This is a genomic window from Mycobacterium rhizamassiliense, from assembly GCF_900157375.1.
In the GTDB taxonomy this organism is placed as follows: domain Bacteria; phylum Actinomycetota; class Actinomycetes; order Mycobacteriales; family Mycobacteriaceae; genus Mycobacterium; species Mycobacterium rhizamassiliense.
Map to the genome: position 1 here is coordinate 3,521,576 of NZ_LT721901.1, position 18,802 is coordinate 3,540,377.

The following is an 18,802-nucleotide window of genomic DNA, read 5'->3' on the forward strand; positions in this document are numbered from 1 at the left end:
GGAGCGCGATGGCGGCGCTGCATTCTTCCGATCGCACTGATCGTGACCAGTGACTTCCGGATGGCCGATCGTTAGGCTGCAGCGGATGACGGCTACCGAAGATTTGTTGGCGAACAATGCCGAATACGCAAACAACTTCGAGGGGCCACTGCCCCTGCCGCCGGGCAAACACGTCGCGGTGCTGGCGTGCATGGACGCCCGGCTCGACGTCTACCGCATCCTCGGCCTGCACGAAGGCGAGGCCCACGTCATCCGCAACGCCGGCGGGGTCGTGACGGACGACGCCATCCGGTCACTGGCCATCAGCCAGCGGTTGTTGGGAACGCAGGAGATCATCCTCATCCACCACACCGACTGCGGCATGCTGACCTTCACCGACGACGACTTCAAGCGCAGCATTCAGGACGAGACCGGGGTCAAGCCGGCCTGGGCGGCCGAGGCCTTCCCGGATCTGGCCGAGGATGTCCGGCAGTCGCTGCGCCGCATCGAAAACGATCCCTTCGTCACCAAGCATGTGTCGCTGCGCGGGTTCGTCTTCGACGTCGCCAGCGGCAAGCTCGACGAGGTCACGCTCTAGCCCAGCTTGTACATCCCGAGGGCCTTGGCGACCAGCCGGCCGTCGGGGTCGACGATCTCCGCCTCGCAGTTGGTCACTGCGCACGCCCAGTCACGAGACCATTGACACCGTCGACGCGGGCTGGTTCCATAGATGGCAATGACCATAAAGATGGTCAAATCTACCAACTTTATCGGGTTTACGACAAGGACGCCATGACCAGCGACGTTACGGCTGGCCCCGCCGCCGGGCAGTACGAGTTGAGCCATCTGAGATCGCTAGAAGCCGAAGCGATCCACATCATCCGGGAGGTCGCCGCCGAGTTCGAGCGGCCCGTGCTGCTGTTTTCCGGCGGCAAGGACTCCATCGTCATGCTGCACTTGGCGCTCAAGGCGTTCGCGCCGGGACGGCTGCCGTTCCCGGTGATGCACGTCGACACCGGCCACAACTTCGACGAGGTGATCGCGGCCCGCGACGAACTCGTCGCGGAGTCCGGCGTTCGCCTGGTGGTGGCCTCGGTGCAGGAAGACATCGACGCGGGCCGGGTCGTCGAGACGATCCCGTCGCGCAACCCGATCCAGACCGTCACCCTGTTGCGCGCCATCCGGGAGAACAAGTTCGACGCCGCGTTCGGCGGGGCGCGCCGCGACGAGGAGAAGGCCCGCGCCAAGGAGCGGGTGTTCAGCTTCCGCGACGAATTCGGGCAGTGGGACCCCAAGGTCCAGCGGCCCGAGCTGTGGAACATTTACAACGGGCGCCACCACAAGGGCGAGCACATCCGAGTGTTCCCGCTGTCCAACTGGACCGAGTTCGACATCTGGTCCTACGTCGGCGCCGAGAAGATCAAGCTGCCGTCGATCTATTACGCGCACCGGCGCAAGGTGTTCGAGCGCGACGGGATGCTGCTGGCCGTGCACCGGCACCTGCAGCCGCGCGCCGACGAGCGGGTGGAGGAGAAGACGGTGCGCTTCCGCACCGTCGGCGACGTCACCTGCACAGGATGTGTGGAATCGGGGGCTGCCAGCGTGTCGGAGGTCATTGCGGAGACTGCGGTGTCACGGTTGACGGAGCGTGGCGCGACCAGGGCTGACGACCGCATCTCGGAGGCTGGGATGGAAGACCGCAAGCGACAGGGCTACTTCTGATGACGACGTTGTTGAGGCTGGCGACCGCCGGCTCGGTCGATGACGGCAAGTCCACCCTGATCGGTCGGCTGCTCTACGACTCCAAGGCCGTGATGGAGGACCAGTGGGCCTCGGTCGAAAAGGCCTCGGAGGAGCGCGGGCACGAGTACACCGACCTCGCGCTGGTCACCGACGGCCTGCGGGCCGAGCGTGAACAGGGCATCACCATCGATGTGGCCTACCGCTACTTCGCCACTCCCAAGCGGAAATTCATCATCGCCGACACCCCGGGACACATCCAGTACACCCGCAACATGGTGACCGGTGCGTCGACGGCCCAACTGGTGATCGTGTTGGTCGACGCGCGCCACGGCCTGCTCGAGCAGTCGCGCCGGCACGCCTTCCTGGCGTCGCTGCTGGGCATCCAGCACATCGTGCTGGCGGTCAACAAGATGGATCTAATCGACTGGGACAGAGAGAAATTCGAGGCGATCCGCGACGAGTTCCACGCCTTCGCCGCGCGCCTGGACGTACAGGACGTCGCCACCATCCCGCTGTCCGCGCTGCACGGCGACAACGTCGTGACCAAGTCCGACGCGGCGCCGTGGTACGAGGGGCCGGCGTTGCTGTCGCACCTCGAAGAGGTGTACATCGCCGGTGACCGCAACCTGGTCGACGTGCGGTTCCCGGTGCAATACGTGATCCGTCCGCACACCCGTGAGCACCAGGACCACCGCAGCTACGCCGGCACGGTGGCCAGCGGTGTGATGCGCCCCGGCGACGAGGTAGTGGTGCTGCCGATCGGCAAGACCACCACCATCGCCGCAATCGATGGCCCCAATGGCCCTGTGGAGGAAGCGTTTCCGCCGATGGCCGTCTCGGTGAGCCTGGCCGATGAGATCGACATCTCGCGCGGCGACCTGATCGCCCGCACCAACAACCAGCCCAGGGTCGCGCAGGAATTCGACGCGACCGTGTGCTGGATGGCCGACGGCGCGGCGCTGGAGCCGGGTCGTGACTACGTCATCAAGCACACCACCCGGACCACCCGGGCCAAGGTGACTGCGCTGGACTATCGGCTGGACGTCAACACGCTGCACCGCGACAAGACGGCGTCGGCGCTGAAACTCAATGAGCTGGGCCGTATTTCGCTGCGCAGCCAGGTGCCGTTGCTGCTCGACGAGTACACGCGCAATGCGAGCACCGGCTCGTTCATCCTGATCGACCCGAATACCAACGGCACGGTGGCGGCGGGCATGGTGCTGCGCGACGTGTCGACGCAGACCGCCAGCCCGAATACCGTGCGGCACAAGTCATTGGTGACCGCCGAGGACCGGGCGGCCCGGGGCAGGACCGTGTGGCTCACTGGCCTTTCGGGCGCGGGCAAGTCGTCGGTGGCCGTGCTGGTTGAGAAGAAGCTGCTCGAAAAGGGCGTTCCCGCTTATGTTCTCGATGGCGACAACCTGCGCCATGGCCTGAATGCCGACTTGGGCTTTTCCATGGCCGACCGGGCCGAAAACCTGCGCCGCCTGGCGCATGTGGCCACACTGCTGGCCGATTCCGGACAGGTCGTTTTGGTGCCGGCGATCAGTCCGCTGGCCGAGCACCGCGCGATGGCCCGCAAGGTCCACGCCGACGCCGGCTTCGACTTCGTCGAGGTTTTCTGCGACACCCCGATCGAGGAATGCGAGAAGCGTGATCCCAAGGGCCTGTATGCCAAGGCGCGCGCGGGCGAGATCACGCACTTCACCGGAGTCGACAGCCCGTACGAGCGGCCGAAGAAGCCGGACCTGCGGCTCATCCCGGAGCATTCGCTCGACGAAATGGCGCAAAGCGTGATCGACCTGCTGGAGTTGCGGCCCTAACGCGGCGCCACGGCGCCTGTGCCATCCGGCCGGATGGCACAATCTGAGTCCGTGCGCATGTCAGCCAAGGCGGAATACGCGGTGCGGGCCATGGTCCAGCTCGCGACCGTCGACGAGGGCGTGCTGGTCAAGACCGATGACCTGGCCGCCGCACAGGGCATCCCGCCGCAGTTTCTGGTCGACATCCTGACCAACCTGCGCACCGATCGCCTGGTCCGCAGCCATCGCGGGCGCGACGGCGGCTACGAGCTGGCACGCCCGGGCAGCGAGATCAGCATCGCCGACGTGCTGCGTTGCATCGACGGTCCGCTGGCCAGCGTTCGCGACATCGGGCTGGGTGACCTGCCCTATTCGGGCGCGACGGCGGCGCTCACCGACGTCTGGCGCGCGCTGCGGGCCAGCATGCGCTCGGTGCTGGAGGAGACCACCGTGGCCGATGTCGCGTCCGGCGGCCTGCCCAAGCACGTGGCGAAGTTCGCCGACGACTACCGCGACCAGGAACACACCCGGCACGGGGCGCCGCGCGGCGGCGACTAGGCCGACCCGTAGGGGCGGGTGAGGATCTCCATCGCATGCCCGGCGGGATCGGGGAAGTAGACCCCGCGGCCGCCGTGCTTTTCGTTGATCTCCCCGGGCCTGCGCTGACCGGGATCGGCCCAATGCTGCAGGCCGCGTGCCTGGATCTTGCCGTAGATGGCGTCGAAATCCTCTTCGGAGACTAGGAACGCATAGTGCTGCCGCCGAATCTCCTCGCCCTCGGGGGCATCGGCGAAGTCGAGATTGACGCCGTGCTCGAGCGCGACAACCATGAAGTGCCCGAACGGCTTCGGGCTCGGCAGGCCGAACAGGTCGGCGAGAAACTCCGCGGACTTCTGCTTGTCGCGTGCGGCGACGATGGTGTGGTTGAAGCTGATGGCCATGGTTCTACGTTACTTCGGTGCCGTCAGTTCCAGGGCGATGTTGTCGGGGTCGCGAAATTCCAGGATGTAGGACGGCCCGATGTCTTTGACCGGCTCATGGGTTATCCCGATGTCGTCGAGATGTGCTGCGGCAGATTCTAATTCGGCCAAACTGGTGAGCCGGAACGCGATGTGGTCCAGGCCGCAGCGATCCTCGTGGAAGCTGTCGGCCGCGACCGGCCGCAGCCCCAGCAGCGTGCCGCCCAGGTCGTAGATGACGCCCCCGAACAGGAAGCTGTACTGGTTGCGGGTGGCTTCGTCGGCGTTCTCGGGCACTTCCAGCAGCACCGGCCAATCGAACACGCTCTCGTAGAACTGCCGTGATCTCTCGATGTCGGTCACGGTGAGGCGGACGTGGGCGATCGACGAACTCGTTACTGCCATCCAACCCATGGTGCCACTGGAGGCATCCCATGTTGAGGACGTGCCAGAATCGCCGTCGTGCGGATAGCGATGACCATGCCGGTGATGGAACCGGAGTTGGATGCCACGGTGTTGGAGAGTTGGGCCCGGGCCACCGACGAGGGACCGTTCTCGTCGCTGTGCTGGGGCGAGCGGATCACGTTCTCGAATCCGGACAGCCTGACGCTGCTGGGGGCGCTTGCCGCCTGGACGACGCGGGTCCGGCTGCTGACCACGGTGATCGTGCCGCAGCTGCACGACCCGGTGCTGCTGGCGAAGGGGCTGGCGACCGGTGACCTGCTCAGCGGGGGCCGGCTGACCGTCGGTGTCGGCGTGGGCGGCCGGATCGAGGACTACCACGCCGTGGGCGCCGACCCGTCGACGCAGACCATCCGGGGCATGGCCGACAGCGTCGCGGTGATGAAGCGGGTGTGGGCCGGCGAGAAGATCACCGAGTCGGTGCTGCCGACCGGGCCCGCGCCGGTCCAGCCCGGCGGTCCGCCGCTGTTCGTCGGGACGATCGGGCCCAAGACGCTGCGCAGCGCGGCCGCCTGGGCCGACGGGCTGGCCGGCACCACGCTCGATTTGGACGTCGCCAAGCAGAACGAGCTGTTCGACGTGGCGCGGGAGGCGTGGGCGCAGGCGGGCAAGCCGAAACCGCATCTGACGACGTCGTTCTGGTTTGCGTTCGGCGCCCCGGACCAGGCCCGCGCCCAGGTGCATCGCCACCTGCTGCGCTACATGAACTGGATCCCGGCCGAGTACGTCGACGCGATGGCCCCGACCACCGGGTGGGCCGGCAGCGAGGACGAGCTGCTGGCGGTGCTGCGGCGGTTCGAGGAGATCGGCACCGACGAGGTGCAGCTCATCCCGACCAGCTCGGACGTCGACCAGGTTCGCCGCGCCGCCGACGTGGCCGCCCGGCTCTAGGCCGGCAGCCGGTCGCGCCCGACGTCGGGCTGCTGCGGCGGCAGCCCCTTTTGCAGCGTCGCCACCAGCTCGCGATAGGGGCCGACGAGGTAGACGGTGTCGCCGGCCCGCAGCCGGGCGTCGCGGCGCGGGTGCAGCTGGACGGGCGCGTCGGCCCGGGTGATCGCGATGACGCGGGTCTGCGTGGACATCTCGAACATCCGCAGCCCGTCGAGCTCGCTACCGGCTTCCACGTGCATGCCGCCGACCATGAAGTAGCGCTGGCCGACCGAGAACGTGCCGAGCACCTGCAGGCCCATCGCGGCGCCGATGAACCACGGCGCGGCCAGCTCGACGGTCGAGCGCACGGTGTCGAAGCCGAACCGCTCGGCCACCGCGCCACCCAGCGTCCGGTCGTAGATGCGCAGCACGATCGGGACGTCGGGCCGGACGACCTTCGGCATCACCCGGGGACCCAGCATCTCGCGGAGCACGATGCCGACCTCGATGTTGACCATGTCGTCGTGGGTCAGCACCGCCACGGCCCGCGCGTGGTCGACGCGGGCCGCCTCCAGGGTCTGGCGCAGCGTCGCGTCGCCGAAGATCACCGGCACCTCGAGCTCGGCCGCGGTCGACAGGTAGCGGTTGTTCTCGTCTTGCTCGATGACGACGACGTCGTAACCGTCGGCGGTCAGGTCGGCGACGACGCGGCTGCCGAACGAGCCCAGCCCGACGACGACGACGTGGTTGCGCAGGTGGCGCGCGCGCCGGCGGCCCGCCGTGTGCACGAAGCGGCGCGAGATCAGCACATCGGCGATGAACGCCACCAGCACCGCGGTGGTGGTCAGGCCGGCGAACATCAGCATGATGCTGAACAGCCGCAGCCAGGTGGGCTGCGACAGGAAGCTGAAGTCGCCATAGCCGACCGTCGCGATCGTCTCGGTGCTGAAGTACAGCGCGTCGACCCACGTCATCCTTGCGTGCGGCTGATAGCAGAAGCGCAACAACACCGTTGAGCCGATCAGCACGGTCAGCACCGCGATCACCGCACGCATGAACATCGGGTTGACGTCGTTGCGCAGGCCCCGCGCGACGTCGAAGGCGCGCCGCAGCCGGCGCTGGCGCACCCGCGTCGTGCTGGCCCGCGGCGGCCTGATGCCGCGCGCCGCCAGCTCTTCGGCGGTGCCGATCATCGCCGTCCAGTCACCGGCGCGCACCGTCAGGTCGCGGCCCGGGCAGGTTTCCAGTAGTCCCGGCGTCGGCGAGTCCTTGCCGTGGATCACCGCCACCGGCGCCAGGTCGGCGTAGATCTCGCGCAGCGAGGCGTCGTACGGGGCCTCACCGCCGGTCACCATGAACTTGATGCCGGCCGCCTCGAAGGGGTGCGACGTGCGGGCCAGCGCGGCCTCGACCACCGATGGCGCGGCCAGCTCGGCGACGTCGAGGATCGCGCCGGGACCGTTGTCGTCGGCGACCGCCTCGCGCAGTACATCGTTGGCCAGCCGCGCCACCACACGCACGCCCGGGTTGGCTTTCCTTGCCAGCAAGGCGATTTCGAGATTGATCGCGTCATCGTCGCCCGCACACACCACGGCGGCCGCGCGGGCGATCCCGGCCTCGGCGAGGTCGTACTTGGTGTCGGCGACGTTGTCGTCGACGAGCTTGACGACGGTGGCACCGGCATTCTGCAGCTCCGCGGCGATCGTCGTCGCCAGCGCGTCGTCGCCGCTGACGATGATGTGGCGGTGCATGCCCTGGTGCATACCCAGATCGTGCCACCCTTGCGAACCGCTGTCACTGCCAATCAACGGCCGTGTCCCGCAAGCGGAGTCGCATCCCGGGAAGACGGGGCTCCCCGGGCGCCGGCCAGGTGCGGCTCTGCTTGCCTTGTGGCACAACGGGTTCGACACGACACCGTAACCTGGCGTGGCCGGGCGTAACGGCGGCGGCAATACTGGCGAGGTGCCCTTCATTGAACGCGTAGCGTCCCGCGAGATCTATCGAAACCCATGGCTGGTGCTGCGTGAGGACGATATCCGGCGTCCGGACGGCAGCCCCGGCATCTACTCCGTGGTGGACAAGCCGCACTACGCGCTCGTGATGCCCTACGACGGGCAGCGTTTCCGGTTGGTCGAACAGTTCCGGTATCCCGTGGGCGCGCGGCGGTGGGAGTTTCCCCAGGGCGCCGCGCCCGACCACGCGGACATCGAACCGGCCGAGCTGGCCGCGCGCGAACTCCGCGAAGAAACCGGGCTACGCGCGGAGTCGTTCGAGGTGCTCGGTCAGGTCGACGTCGCCCCCGGGATGACCAGCCAACTCGGCTGGGTCTTCCTGGCCACCGGGATCACCGAAGGGGAGGCCGACCTCGAACACGAAGAGCAGGACATGCGCAGCGCGTGGTTCTCCCGCGACGACGTCGAGCAGATGATCCGCTCGGGAGTGATCGTCGACGCGCAGTCGATCGCCGCGTACGGCCTATTCCTGCTGCGCGGGCGGTAAATTCACACGGTGCGTTCACGACCGAGGGCCGGCACCCGGGCGGCCGCGGCGCTCGGCGCGATCGCGTTCGTTGCCGTGCCCGCCATTGCGGTGCACGCGACGATGCCGTCGTGGAACGGGAAATACTCGCTGGTGCGCTACGCCGTGAACAAGACGGGCACCAGCGTGGCCGCCCGCCAATCAGAACCCACGTTCAGCGCCGACTACGTCTTCGTCACGTCGTGTTCGGCGGCCCAATGCGTCGCCACGGCAACCAACGGGCCCACGCCCAAGAACCCGACCCTGCCGCAGCCGTCGCACTACGTCTGGGATGGGACCAGATGGGTCGAGCACTTCGACTTCCAATGGGATTGCTATATGGGAGAAGGCATTCCGAAGGTCTGGGCGCCGGCGAAGTCGTGGGCGTTCTACGCCCCGCAAGCCGACGGGTCGCTGCGCGGTACCTGGCACACCGACATCAGCGGCGGCCCCTGTCAGGGATCCGTGGAGATGCCGGTGGCCGCGTTCGCGGCCGGGTGATCCCCCCGGGCGAGTGACGTCGGATCCGACACGGTCGTCACGGATGTCGACGGACGGCGGGTGTCAGTGCTTAGGTCGGGGTTGTGAAGCTTCAGGTGTTTCGCGAAACCGCCGCGGTGCGGATAGCGGTTGCCGTGGTCCTTGGAGTCGCCGTCGCCGTCGCGGTGGGCAACACCGTCGGCTGGCGATTCTCGCTCGCCGGCTGGATCACCAGCGCGGTGGTCTATGTGGGGTGGACGTGGCTCATCGTGGGCGGGATGGACGCCCAGCAGACCTGTAGGTATGCGACCAGGGAGGATCCCACCCGTTGGGTGGCCGACGTGGTCATCGTGTCGGCCAGCATCGCAAGCCTGATCGGGGTGGGCTACGTGGTGGCCGCCGGGTCGCGGTCGGGCGCGCACGCCATCCACGCCGCGCTTATCGGCATCCTGACGGTCGCGGCGTCCTGGTTCGCCGTCCACACGTTGTTCACCGTCCACTACGCGCGGCTCTACTACGTCGACGATCCGGGCGGCATCGATTTCCACGACCCCGAGCCGCCGCGCTTTCGCGACTTCGCTTATCTGGCCTTCACGGTCGGCATGACGTATCAGGTGTCAGACACCGAGATCGGGGTGACGTCGATCAGGGCGACGGTGCTGCGGCACGCGCTGCTGTCGTACCTGCTGGGCGCGGTGGTGCTGGCCGTGACGATCAATTTGATCGCCGGACTCGGCGCGCACGTCTGATACCGGCTAGCCGATCCGCGTCAGGCTGAAGTAGTCGTGCGGATCGGCAAGGCCGCAGGGCGCTGAGGTTTCCAGGAAGTCCACTTCTCCAATGAGCGTCGCCGGATCCCACGATTGGTTGACGGTGACCGGGTGGCTGCTGTTGTCCGGGCATACCGCGCCCTCGGGCACCGTGCGGGTGACGGTGTAGCGGCCGTTGACCAGTTGGGCATCGAACCCGCTGTCGAGCGAGGTTCCGACGTGGGCGACGCAGCCGGGCGTGCACGTGGTGTTGATGATCCACGTCCCGGTGACGCCGTCCTCGTCGACGTAGGTATAGACGCCGTTCATCTTGGTTTCGTCGGCGGCGCGCGCCACTGGTGCTGACACGCACAGTCCCGCGCCGGCAATGACCGCGGCCGCCATGAATGTGTTGATCCGCATGATGTTTCGCCCTTCTCCTGCCGCTAGGGGAACGTGATCGAAGAGTACTGCGAAGCGGTAGACGCACGAGGGTATCGAAGCCGCGTTCATAGGCGATTCCTATCCGCGGAGAAACAAATATGAAACACCTATGGACGGGCCGCCGTGGCTGAGACTAGCTCCGCGGCAACGGATTAGCGACTGTACCGACGACCCGGCGGTGGCGCTGGTCGAAAAGGGTTCGAGCGCACGGAAGTTCGTCATGGACGGGTTGGTCGCCCATCGCATTTATCGGCCCCGGGGCCGGGGCCCAACTTGACACGTGTCACTAATACGACGCGGTTGGACCCCTCTATCTGGGGGTATTTATTTGTCGATGCGTGAGAACAATCGATTCGATGAGGTCGCCCGACAGATCGCCCCAGAGTCGTCGGGTGTGGCCTTGTTGATCCTCGACCGCGACCTGCGGATCCGCGGCTTCAGCAGTGCATACGAGCAGGCCACGCTGCGGGACGGCGACGAACTGCGCGGGGAATACCTCTTCGACGCGTTCCCCGACAATCCCAACGATCCGCTGGCCAACGGCACCGCCAACCTCGCGGCATCCCTGGAAACCGCGATGCGCAGCGGCCAGGTACACAACATGCGGATTCAGCGCTACGACATCCGCGATCCGGCCGCCCCAGACCAATTCCTGCCCAAGGTGTGGAGCCCCACCAATACCCCGTTGATCGATCACGGCGAGTTGATCGGCGCGGCGCACCGCGTCGAAGAGATCTCGGAAAGCAGGCAGGTGCTGGCCGAGTTGGCGCGCAACGGGCGCGACCATTGGTCTCCCGCCGAACTGCTGCACATCTGCGAGGCCCTGCACGCCGTGGAGGATGCGCGCAGCGCCCAACGCCAGCGGGCGATGCAGGACGAGATCGAGCAACTGCGGCGCGCCATCGAGACGCGCGACACGATTGGCCAGGCCAAGGGCATGTTGATGGAGCGATTCAACATCGACGCCGCTGGCGCGTTCCAGCTGCTGGCCAGGCTGTCGCAGGACACCAACACCCGCCTCGAGGAGATCGCCCGCCAGCTGGTCGACATCGACCACCCGCTGCGCCCCGACTGAGCTACGTGCGGCCGTAAACGCCTGCGGCCGTTCGGATCTCGCGGCGCGCGGCGGCGCCGTCTCGGTCCGGAAAGATGTAGTGGCTCATCGCCGTTCGCGCGATCGCGCCGGCAAGGGCGCGTGGATTCGCGCCATCGGGCAGGCCGCCCTCGCTGGCGCAGCGCTGCAGGATGGCCACCAGGCCGTCGACGAGCATCGGTAGTACCGCGGCCATTTGGTCGTGCGCGAAGGCGGGCTCGATGTCGAGCAGGCGCCCCGGCGGCTGAGCCTCGACGAACCTCGCGACGACGTCGATCGCGGCCTCCAATCGTGCGACGCCGACGACTCCGGCCATGGCCTCGTCCATCGCCACACCGAAGCGCCGCCGCACGCGCTTTCCCATCGCGTCGATCAGGTCTTCCTTGGACGCGAAGTACCGGTAGATCGTCGGGCGTGATACCCCGGCCAGCGACGCCACGTCCGACAGCGACATCTTGCGGGCACCAGTTCGAAACATCAGGCGCTGGGCGGCGTCCAGGATTCGATCGGCCAGGTCTCCGTGATCCGAGCCGCGTGATTCGGCGATCGACACGGTCACGGCCCCTACAGCTTGCCCAGACCGCGCAGCCACGAAATCAGCAGCCGCAGTCCGTCGTCGAACGACATCGGCGCATACCCCAGGCGTCGGGTGGTCAGGTTGTCTTTGGACCTGGGTTTGCGCTCGCTATGGGCCATGGCTTTCGCGATGGCCATCAGCGTCGGCCCGAATTCGGCGGTCAACGCCTCGGGGTCGGAACGGTAGTCGAGATCCTCGACACGGTGGTCGATTCCAGCGACCTCGCAGGCGCGGTTGATGCCGCCGGCGGTGCTGAAGGTGTCCTCGGGCCGTCCGATCAGCAGGTACCGCTCACCGGCCACCCCGTCGTCCAGCGCGGCGATCGAGCCCTTCGCGACATCCGCCCCGGCGACCCATGTGACCGGAAAAGCCAAGTAGCGCTTGATCTTTCCCCGCATGCCCGCCAGCAGCACCCGATTGAAGCTGGTGCGGTGCAACGCGCGCTGGACGACCAGACCCGGCCCGTAGATCGCGCCGGGGTGACAGGTCAGCACGTCGTCGCCCGCGGCCGCGCGCTTGTGCGCCTCCAGGAAGGCGGCGAGCTTGGTGACGGTGTAGGGGTCTTGCGGCGGGTTCTTCAGCACGGGCGCCTCTTCGAAGTCGAGGCCGGTGCCCAGGTCGAGGAAGGTGGCGGTGCTCAGGGCGACCACCCGCCGCATGCCGTGGGCCTTCGCCGCGTCCAGGACGTTCGTGGTGCCGACCATGTTGACGGCCTTGAAGTCCTCCAGGTCCTGGCTCGCGCCGCCCAGCAGCGCCGCGCAGTGGATCGCGGCCTCGGCGCCCTTGGCGGCGTTGCGCACGTCGTCGGCGTCGCTGATGTCGCCCTTGACCAACTCGACGCCGATCCCGGCCAGGACACCGGCCTCGTCGGGGTTGCGGACCAGCGCGCGGACCTGGTCGCCGCGCTCGATCAGCTGCTCGCAGACGTTGCCACCGGTCTGGCCGGTCGCGCCGGTGACGAAGATCGTGCTGGCCATCGCGGCCTCCCTCAGGCTGGCTGTGAGTTACATATCGAACATATTTAGTCAGAACTGTAAACCGTGAAGTGGGATTGTTCTATAGTCAACCTCCATGACCATCGATCCCTCCAGCGTGCTCCTGACCGATCGCGTCGCCGTCGTCACCGGTGCCGGTTCGGGCATCGGCCGCGGCATCGCGGCGGGGCTGACGGCCTTCGGCGCGCGGGTCGCGATCTGGGAGCGCAACCCCGAGACCTGCACCGCCGCCGCCGACGAGATCGGTGCTCTCGGTATTCCGGTCGACGTGCGGGACAGCGCCGCGGTGGACGCCGCGCTGGCGCAGACCGTGGCGGAGCTCGGGCCGGTGACGATCCTGGTCAACAACGCCGGCGGGGTGTTCTGGTCGGGGGTGCTCGAGACCACCGAGAACGGCTGGGACGCGCTGTACAAGTCGAACCTGCGCCACGTCTACCTGTGCACGCAGCGGGTGGCCCGTGTGTTGGTCGAGCAGAAGCTGCCGGGCAGCGTCATCAGCGTCACGTCGATCGAGGGCGTGCGCGCCGCGCCCGGTTACGCGACCTACGCGGCGGCCAAGGCGGGCGTCATCAACTACACGAAGACCGCCGCGCTCGAGCTGGCCCCGCACGGCATCCGGGTCAACGCGCTGGCCCCGGATATCACCTGGACCGAAGGTCTTGAGCAGATCGCGCCGCCGGGAGCGCAGCAGCGGATGGGCTTCACCGTGCCGATGGGCCGCGCGGGCCATGTCGACGAGATGGCGGGGGCGGCGGTGTTCCTCGCCTCCGACATGTCCAGCTACATCACCGGCCAGACGATCCACGTCGACGGCGGCACGCATGCCGCCAGCGGCTGGTATCACCACCCGGAGACCGGCGCCTACGCGCTCGGCCCGACAAGTTAATAGGGCCTCCATTTCGTCGGTTCACATTCGCCGAATGGCGCTTGTGCCGGTAATTGCTGCAATTAATCGCCGGTATTCATCGACACGTGCGCCGACATTCCGCCGTCGATCGCAATCATTTGTCCGGTGATGTAGCGGGACTGCTCGGAAGCGAGAAACGCGACGAGTTCGGCGACGTCGTGTGGCTGCCCGACGTAGGGCGTCAGGGTGGCGCGCCCGAGGCCGTCGAGGATGTTGTCGGACAGGTGTGCGCGCACCGCGTCGGTGAGGATCAAGCCCGGCACGATGGTGTTGGCCCGGATGCCTTGCTTGCCCTCGCTGGTCGCCACGTACATCGTCAGGGCGTGCACGCCGGCCTTCGAGACGCCGTAGGCCAGGCGGGTGCGGTCGCCGGACAGCGCGGCCCCCGACGACATGTTGACGATAGAACCGCTACCGCCCCTGCGCATTTCGGGGACGGCGTACTTGCACATCAGCAGCTGGCTGCCGAGGTTGACCTCCATGGACCGCTGCCAGACGTCGATGGGCATCTCGGACACCGTGGTGTCGCGCGACAGGAAGTCGCTGGCCGTCAGCGCCGCGTTGTTGTGCAGGACGTCGATGCGGCCGAACTCTTTTGCGGTGGACTGCACGACGCTTTTCGCCGCGTCCTCGTCCGCGAGGTCGCCGCCCAGCCCGATCGCTCGGGCCCCGGTTGCCCGGATCTCGTCGGCGACATCGTTGGCCTTCGCCTCGTCGATATCGACGACGGCAACGGCAGCGCCTTCGCGCGCCAATTCGTGTGCCGTGGCCGCGCCAATCCCGCCGGCGCCTCCGGTAACTATCGCGACCTTGCCGGCAAGTCTGGGCATCGGTTCTCCTTTTCAGTGCCGCATAAAAAAGATAGCCTGAATTAATGCCGCGTATTGCACCAATACCGATGGAAGAGCTCAGCTCGCATTCCCGCGAGATCGTCGATGCCGGCGTGGCGGCCGGGCTCTACGCGACGCCGGTGCCCCTGCAGATCTTCGCCTACCGCAGCGCGCAGCTCGAGCAGGTCAACATGGCGCGGACCCACCTCGGTGCCGGGACGCTGCTCGGCGGCCGGATCCTGGAGTTACTGCGCATCCGCAGCGCGCAACTCGGCGAGTGCGAGCCGTGTAGCCAGTCACGCAAGCACGATTCGATCACCGACGAGGACGTCGCGTGCCTGCTCGCGCCGGGCCACGGCGAGCTGACGCCGCAGGAGCAGATGGCGGTCGAGTTCATCGACCTGCTGTCCGCCGATCACCACGCGATGGATGACGAGTTCTACAAGCGGTTGGGGGAGCACTTCACCGCCGCGCAGATCATCGAGCTCGGTTTCACCTGCGCCGGGGTGATGGGGTTGCACCGCTTCATTCACACGCTCAACGTCTACGGCGACTCGGCGCCCGTCATCGAATACGACCGCGAACAGGTCGACTGCGCGAAGCCGGTGTGAGGGTGTCGGGTCGAAACTTCAATGACGCCAACGCATTTCACCGGGGAATGCGTAAGCTCATCGCCACGAAGCTGGGGGTGACGATCTTTCGTCCGACGGCACACCACCTCGATCGAATCGCCACCAAGCTCACCGGTGGCCGCGGCAGCGCGTCGCGGATCGTGACCGGCGTTCCGGCGCTCATGCTCACCACTACCGGGGTGAAGTCGGGTCAGCCCCGTACGGTGGCGTTGTTCCCCATCCCGCATCCCGACGGCCTGGCCGTGATCGCGTCGAACTTCGGTGGCCTCAAGCACCCGGCCTGGTATCACAACCTCAAGGCGAACCCGCGGGCGACTGTGTCCGTCGAGGGCGATACCTGGGACGCGGTGGCCCGAATGGCCCCACCCGGCGAGCGCGACGAGATCTGGGCGAAGGGCCTCGAAATCTATCCCGGCTGGCGGAAGTACGAAATCACGTCGGGCGATCGCCACATCGAGGCGTTCGTACTCGTGCGGAGTTGAGGCGACCGGGCTGGTCAGAACTGGTGCCCCCGGCAGGATTCGAACCTGCGGCCTTCTGCTCCGGAGGCAGACGCTCTATCCCCTGAGCTACGGGGGCGCTACGACTTAAGTCGTTGCACCATAGGGCCCAGACAGACTAACGCATCGCGACGGGCGCTCGGCCACCGCAATGGATTCGAGGCGCGGGCACCCTAGCCAATAGGATGGACGCTCGTGACCCCCGCTGACCTGGCTGAGCTGCTCAAAACCACCGCCGCCGCGGTGCTGGCCGAGCATGCCCTCGATGCGTCGGCGCTGCCCGCGACGGCCACCGTCGAGCGGCCCCGCAATCCCGAGCACGGCGATTACGCCAGCAACCTGGCGCTGCAGCTGGGCAAGAAGGTCGGCGTGAACCCGCGTGAGCTGGCCGGATGGCTCGCCGAGGCGCTGACCCAGGCCGACGGCATCGCCGCGGCAGAGGTCGCCGGCCCCGGCTTCATCAACCTGCGCCTGGAGACCTCGGCGCAGGCGGTGGTCGTCGACAACGTCATCGACGCCGGCCAAAGCTTCGGCCACTCCGACGACCTGGCCGGGCTCAACGTCAACCTGGAGTTCGTCTCGGCCAACCCCACCGGGCCGATCCACATCGGCGGCACCCGCTGGGCCGCCGTCGGCGACGCGCTGGGCCGGCTGCTCACCACGCAGGGCGCGGCCGTCACGCGCGAGTACTACTTCAACGACCACGGCGCCCAGATCGACCGGTTCGCGAGCTCGCTGATCGCCGCGGCCAAGGGCGAGCCGACCCCGGAGGACGGGTACGCGGGCAGCTACATCAGCGACATCGCCGCGGACGTGCTGAAGAAGGCGCCGGACGCGCTGAGCCTGCCCGACGCCGAGATGCACGAGAAATTCCGCGAAGTCGGCGTCGACCTGATGTTCACCCACATCAAGGAGACGCTGCACGAATTCGGCACCGACTTCGACGTCTACACGCACGAAGACTCGATGCACACCAGCGGCCTCGTCGACCAGTCCATCGCCAAGCTGCGCGAGACCGGCAACATCTACGAGAAGGACGGCGCAACCTGGTTGCGCACCAGCGCCTTTGGCGACGACAAAGACCGCGTGGTGATCAAGAGCGACGGCAAGCCGGCCTACATCGCCGGCGACATCGCCTATTACCTGGACAAGCGGCAGCGCGGTTTCGACCTGTGCATCTACATGCTCGGCGCCGACCACCACGGGTACATCGCGCGGCTGAAGGCGGTCGCCGCGGCCTTCGGTGACGACCCGGCCGCCGTCGAGGTGCTCATCGGCCAGATGGTCAACCTGGTCCGTGACGGGCAGCCGATGCGGATGAGCAAGCGGGCCGGCACCGTGATCACGCTTGACGACCTGGTCGAAGCGATCGGCGTGGATGCCGCGCGCTACAGCATGATCCGCTCGTCGGTGGACACCCCGATCGACATCGACCTGGCGCTGTGGTCGACGGCGTCCAACGAAAACCCGGTCTACTACGTGCAATACGCGCATGCCCGGCTGTCCGCGCTGGCCCGCAGCGCCGCCGAGCTCGGCCTCATCGCCGACACCGACAACCTCGAGCTGCTCAGCCACGACAAAGAGGGCACGCTGCTGCGCACCCTCGGCGACTTCCCGCGCGTGCTGAAAACCGCTGCGTCCCTGCGTGAACCACACCGGATCTGCCGGTACCTGGAAGACCTCGCCGGCGACTACCACCGGTTCTACGACTCATGCCGCGTGCTGCCGCAGGGCGACGAGCCGCCCGGCGACCTGCACACCGCACGCCTGGCTCTGTGCCAGGCCACCCGCCAGGTCATCGCCAACGGTCTGGCGATCCTCGGCGTCACCGCACCGGAGCGCATGTGAACGTCCACCCCGCCGGTCCCCGGCACGCCGAAGAGACGCGTCCAGCCCAGAGCCCGCCGCGCCCGCAGTCTCCCGAGGAGCTGCTGTTGCTCGCGCCAAACGTGTGGCCGCGCAATACCTCCCGCGACGATGCCGGGCTGACCAGCATCGCCGGGGTCTTCGTGACCGACCTGGCCCAGGAGTACGGCACCCCGCTGTTCGTCATCGACGAAGAGGACTTCCGCTTCCGGTGCAAGGAGATCGGGGGCGCATTCGGCGGCGGCCAGAACGTGCACTATGCCGCCAAGGCATTCCTGTGCAGCGAAGTGGCCCGCTGGATCGACGAGGAGGGCCTCTCGCTCGACGTCTGCACCGGCGGTGAGCTGGCCGTGGCGTTGAACGCCAACTTCCCGCCCGAGCGAATCACCTTCCACGGCAACAACAAGTCTGTCGCGGAGCTCACCGCCGCGGTCAAGGCCGGGGTGGGCCACATCGTCCTGGACTCGACGACCGAGATCGAGCGCCTCGAGACCATCGCGGGCGAGGCGGGCGTCGTCCAGGACGTCTTCGTGCGCCTCACCGTCGGCGTCGAGGCGCACACCCACGAATTCATCTCCACCGCACACGAAGACCAGAAGTTCGGGCTGTCGGTGGCCAGCGGCGCGGCGGCGGCCGCGGTGCGCCGGGTGTTCGCCACCGATAACCTGCGCCTGGTCGGCCTGCACAGCCACATCGGCTCGCAAATCTTCGATGTCGCCGGGTTCGAGCTCGCCGCGCGCCGCGTCATCGGCCTGCTGCACGAGGTCGTCGCCGAGTTCGGCGTCGAGAAGACCGCCCAGATCTCGACGGTGGATCTCGGTGGCGGGCTTGGCATCTCGTACCTGGCACCCGACGATCCGCCCCCGATGGGCGAACTGGCCGCCAAGCTCAGCGCCATCGTGCGCGACGAGTCGGCCGCGGTAGGGCTGCCGACGCCGCGTCTGGTGGTCGAGCCCGGACGCGCCATCGCCGGGCCGGGGACCATCACGCTCTACGAGGTCGGCACGGTCAAAGACGTCGACATCAGCAGCACGGCGAACCGCCGCTACGTCAGCGTCGACGGCGGCATGAGCGACAACATCCGCACCGCGCTGTATGACGCCCAGTACGACGCCCGGCTGGTGTCGAGGGTCAGCGACGCGCCGGCCACACTCGCTCGCATCGTCGGAAAGCACTGCGAGAGCGGCGATATCGTCGTGCGCGACACCTGGGTGCCCGGCGATCTGCAGCCCGGTGACCTGCTGGGCGTGGCCGCGACCGGCGCCTACTGCTATTCGCTCTCGAGCCGATACAACATGATCTGCCGGCCCGCCGTGGTCGCGGTCCGCGACGGGCGTGCGCGGCTGGTCCTGCGCCGCGAGACGGTCGACGATCTACTGAGTCTGGAAGTGAGGTGA

Annotated in this window: 21 protein-coding genes, 1 tRNA gene and 1 pseudogene; 14 read left to right on the forward strand and 9 right to left on the reverse strand. The window is 67.5% G+C overall.

What is annotated here, in order from left to right; all coding sequences use genetic code 11:
• The first annotated feature begins 85 nt into the window (after window positions 1-85).
• Window positions 86-577: a beta-class carbonic anhydrase gene (locus MRAB57_RS17150; protein ID WP_077088417.1), complete on the forward strand. Its 492-nt coding sequence runs from the start codon at window positions 86-88 to the stop codon at window positions 575-577.
• Here MRAB57_RS17150 and MRAB57_RS28615 read toward each other — a convergent pair.
• Window positions 574-735: a hypothetical protein gene (locus tag MRAB57_RS28615; protein ID WP_157900621.1), complete on the reverse strand. Its 162-nt coding sequence runs from the start codon at window positions 733-735 to the stop codon at window positions 574-576. The genes MRAB57_RS17150 and MRAB57_RS28615 overlap by 4 nt on opposite strands.
• On the opposite strand from MRAB57_RS28615, the pseudogene cysD reads away from it, so the two are divergent.
• The 3 genes and pseudogenes from cysD to MRAB57_RS17165 all read left to right on the forward strand — a co-directional run bounded on the left by cysD (window position 710) and on the right by MRAB57_RS17165 (window position 4,082).
• A pseudogene (gene cysD / locus MRAB57_RS17155) lies at window positions 710-1,701 on the forward strand (sulfate adenylyltransferase subunit CysD). The gene MRAB57_RS28615 and the pseudogene cysD sit on opposite strands and share 26 nt — an antisense overlap.
• On the forward strand, window positions 1,701-3,545 hold the full coding sequence (gene cysC / locus MRAB57_RS17160; protein WP_077088419.1) for an adenylyl-sulfate kinase: 1,845 nt from the start codon (window positions 1,701-1,703) through the stop codon (window positions 3,543-3,545). The pseudogene cysD and the gene cysC overlap by 1 nt, the downstream one beginning before the upstream one ends.
• A gap of 51 nt (window positions 3,546-3,596) precedes the next feature.
• The gene (locus MRAB57_RS17165; RefSeq protein ID WP_077090649.1) at window positions 3,597-4,082 is read left to right on the forward strand and encodes an Rrf2 family transcriptional regulator; all 486 of its coding nucleotides are present in this window, start codon (window positions 3,597-3,599) and stop codon (window positions 4,080-4,082) included.
• Here the strand turns inward: MRAB57_RS17165 and MRAB57_RS17170 are convergent.
• Together MRAB57_RS17170 and MRAB57_RS17175 are read right to left on the reverse strand one after the other, a co-directional pair.
• Window positions 4,079-4,465 (reverse strand): VOC family protein, encoded by a 387-nt coding sequence (locus MRAB57_RS17170; protein ID WP_077088420.1) that lies wholly within the window; start codon window positions 4,463-4,465, stop codon window positions 4,079-4,081. The genes MRAB57_RS17165 and MRAB57_RS17170 overlap by 4 nt on opposite strands.
• A 9-nt stretch (window positions 4,466-4,474) precedes the next feature.
• Entirely contained in the window at window positions 4,475-4,888 is a 414-nt protein-coding gene (locus MRAB57_RS17175; RefSeq protein WP_077090650.1) for a VOC family protein, read from the reverse strand.
• Between the two features lie 69 nt (window positions 4,889-4,957).
• Here MRAB57_RS17175 and MRAB57_RS17180 point away from each other — a divergent pair, with 69 nt between their 5' ends.
• Window positions 4,958-5,836: an LLM class flavin-dependent oxidoreductase gene (locus MRAB57_RS17180; protein WP_077088421.1), complete on the forward strand. Its 879-nt coding sequence runs from the start codon at window positions 4,958-4,960 to the stop codon at window positions 5,834-5,836.
• Here the strand turns inward: MRAB57_RS17180 and MRAB57_RS17185 are convergent.
• A complete protein-coding gene (locus tag MRAB57_RS17185) occupies window positions 5,833-7,566 on the reverse strand; it encodes an NAD-binding protein (protein ID WP_077090651.1) in 1,734 nt (577 codons plus the stop codon). The two genes, MRAB57_RS17180 and MRAB57_RS17185, sit on opposite strands and share 4 nt — an antisense overlap.
• Before the next feature lie 211 nt (window positions 7,567-7,777).
• On the opposite strand from MRAB57_RS17185, the gene MRAB57_RS17190 reads away from it, so the two are divergent.
• The 3 genes from MRAB57_RS17190 (at window position 7,778) to MRAB57_RS17200 (ending at window position 9,561) form a co-directional block, all read left to right on the forward strand.
• On the forward strand, window positions 7,778-8,314 hold the full coding sequence (locus MRAB57_RS17190; RefSeq protein ID WP_077090652.1) for an NUDIX domain-containing protein: 537 nt from the start codon (window positions 7,778-7,780) through the stop codon (window positions 8,312-8,314).
• A 9-nt stretch (window positions 8,315-8,323) separates the two neighbouring features.
• The gene (locus MRAB57_RS17195) at window positions 8,324-8,833 is read left to right on the forward strand and encodes an Rv2253 family sensor-like surface protein (RefSeq protein WP_483869920.1); all 510 of its coding nucleotides are present in this window, start codon (window positions 8,324-8,326) and stop codon (window positions 8,831-8,833) included.
• A gap of 83 nt (window positions 8,834-8,916) precedes the next feature.
• Entirely contained in the window at window positions 8,917-9,561 is a 645-nt protein-coding gene (locus MRAB57_RS17200) for a DUF1345 domain-containing protein (protein ID WP_077088422.1), read from the forward strand.
• A 6-nt stretch (window positions 9,562-9,567) separates the two neighbouring features.
• On the opposite strand, the gene MRAB57_RS17205 is transcribed toward MRAB57_RS17200, so the two are convergent.
• Complete coding sequence (locus MRAB57_RS17205; RefSeq protein WP_077088423.1) at window positions 9,568-9,984, reverse strand: hypothetical protein; 417 nt, start codon at window positions 9,982-9,984, stop codon at window positions 9,568-9,570.
• A 355-nt stretch (window positions 9,985-10,339) separates the two neighbouring features.
• Here MRAB57_RS17205 and MRAB57_RS17210 point away from each other — a divergent pair, with 355 nt between their 5' ends.
• Window positions 10,340-11,080: an ANTAR domain-containing protein gene (locus tag MRAB57_RS17210; RefSeq protein ID WP_077088424.1), complete on the forward strand. Its 741-nt coding sequence runs from the start codon at window positions 10,340-10,342 to the stop codon at window positions 11,078-11,080.
• A gap of 1 nt (window position 11,081) precedes the next feature.
• On the opposite strand, the gene MRAB57_RS17215 is transcribed toward MRAB57_RS17210, so the two are convergent.
• Together MRAB57_RS17215 and MRAB57_RS17220 are read right to left on the reverse strand one after the other, a co-directional pair.
• Window positions 11,082-11,657: a TetR/AcrR family transcriptional regulator gene (locus tag MRAB57_RS17215; protein WP_077088425.1), complete on the reverse strand. Its 576-nt coding sequence runs from the start codon at window positions 11,655-11,657 to the stop codon at window positions 11,082-11,084.
• Between the two features lie 5 nt (window positions 11,658-11,662).
• Entirely contained in the window at window positions 11,663-12,652 is a 990-nt protein-coding gene (locus MRAB57_RS17220) for an NAD-dependent epimerase/dehydratase family protein (RefSeq protein WP_077088426.1), read from the reverse strand.
• Between the two features lie 94 nt (window positions 12,653-12,746).
• On the opposite strand from MRAB57_RS17220, the gene MRAB57_RS17225 reads away from it, so the two are divergent.
• On the forward strand, window positions 12,747-13,556 hold the full coding sequence (locus MRAB57_RS17225) for an SDR family NAD(P)-dependent oxidoreductase (protein WP_077088427.1): 810 nt from the start codon (window positions 12,747-12,749) through the stop codon (window positions 13,554-13,556).
• A gap of 62 nt (window positions 13,557-13,618) precedes the next feature.
• On the opposite strand, the gene MRAB57_RS17230 is transcribed toward MRAB57_RS17225, so the two are convergent.
• Complete coding sequence (locus MRAB57_RS17230; protein ID WP_077088428.1) at window positions 13,619-14,407, reverse strand: SDR family NAD(P)-dependent oxidoreductase; 789 nt, start codon at window positions 14,405-14,407, stop codon at window positions 13,619-13,621.
• Window positions 14,408-14,451: 44 nt separating this feature from the next.
• Here MRAB57_RS17230 and MRAB57_RS17235 point away from each other — a divergent pair, with 44 nt between their 5' ends.
• Window positions 14,452-15,018 (forward strand): carboxymuconolactone decarboxylase family protein, encoded by a 567-nt coding sequence (locus MRAB57_RS17235; protein ID WP_077088429.1) that lies wholly within the window; start codon window positions 14,452-14,454, stop codon window positions 15,016-15,018.
• Window positions 15,019-15,020: 2 nt separating this feature from the next.
• Entirely contained in the window at window positions 15,021-15,521 is a 501-nt protein-coding gene (locus MRAB57_RS17240; protein ID WP_077088430.1) for a nitroreductase family deazaflavin-dependent oxidoreductase, read from the forward strand.
• 21 nt (window positions 15,522-15,542) lie between these two features.
• Here the strand turns inward: MRAB57_RS17240 and MRAB57_RS17245 are convergent.
• Window positions 15,543-15,618, reverse strand: a tRNA-Arg gene (locus tag MRAB57_RS17245).
• 116 nt (window positions 15,619-15,734) lie between these two features.
• On the opposite strand from MRAB57_RS17245, the gene argS reads away from it, so the two are divergent.
• Together argS and lysA are read left to right on the forward strand one after the other, a co-directional pair.
• Window positions 15,735-17,387 carry an arginine--tRNA ligase gene (gene argS, locus MRAB57_RS17250; protein WP_077088431.1) on the forward strand — a complete coding sequence of 551 codons (1,653 nt, stop codon included), beginning with the start codon at window positions 15,735-15,737 and terminating at the stop codon, window positions 17,385-17,387.
• Window positions 17,384-18,802 carry a diaminopimelate decarboxylase gene (gene lysA, locus MRAB57_RS17255; RefSeq protein WP_077088432.1) on the forward strand — a complete coding sequence of 473 codons (1,419 nt, stop codon included), beginning with the start codon at window positions 17,384-17,386 and terminating at the stop codon, window positions 18,800-18,802. Before argS ends, lysA begins: the two co-directional genes overlap by 4 nt.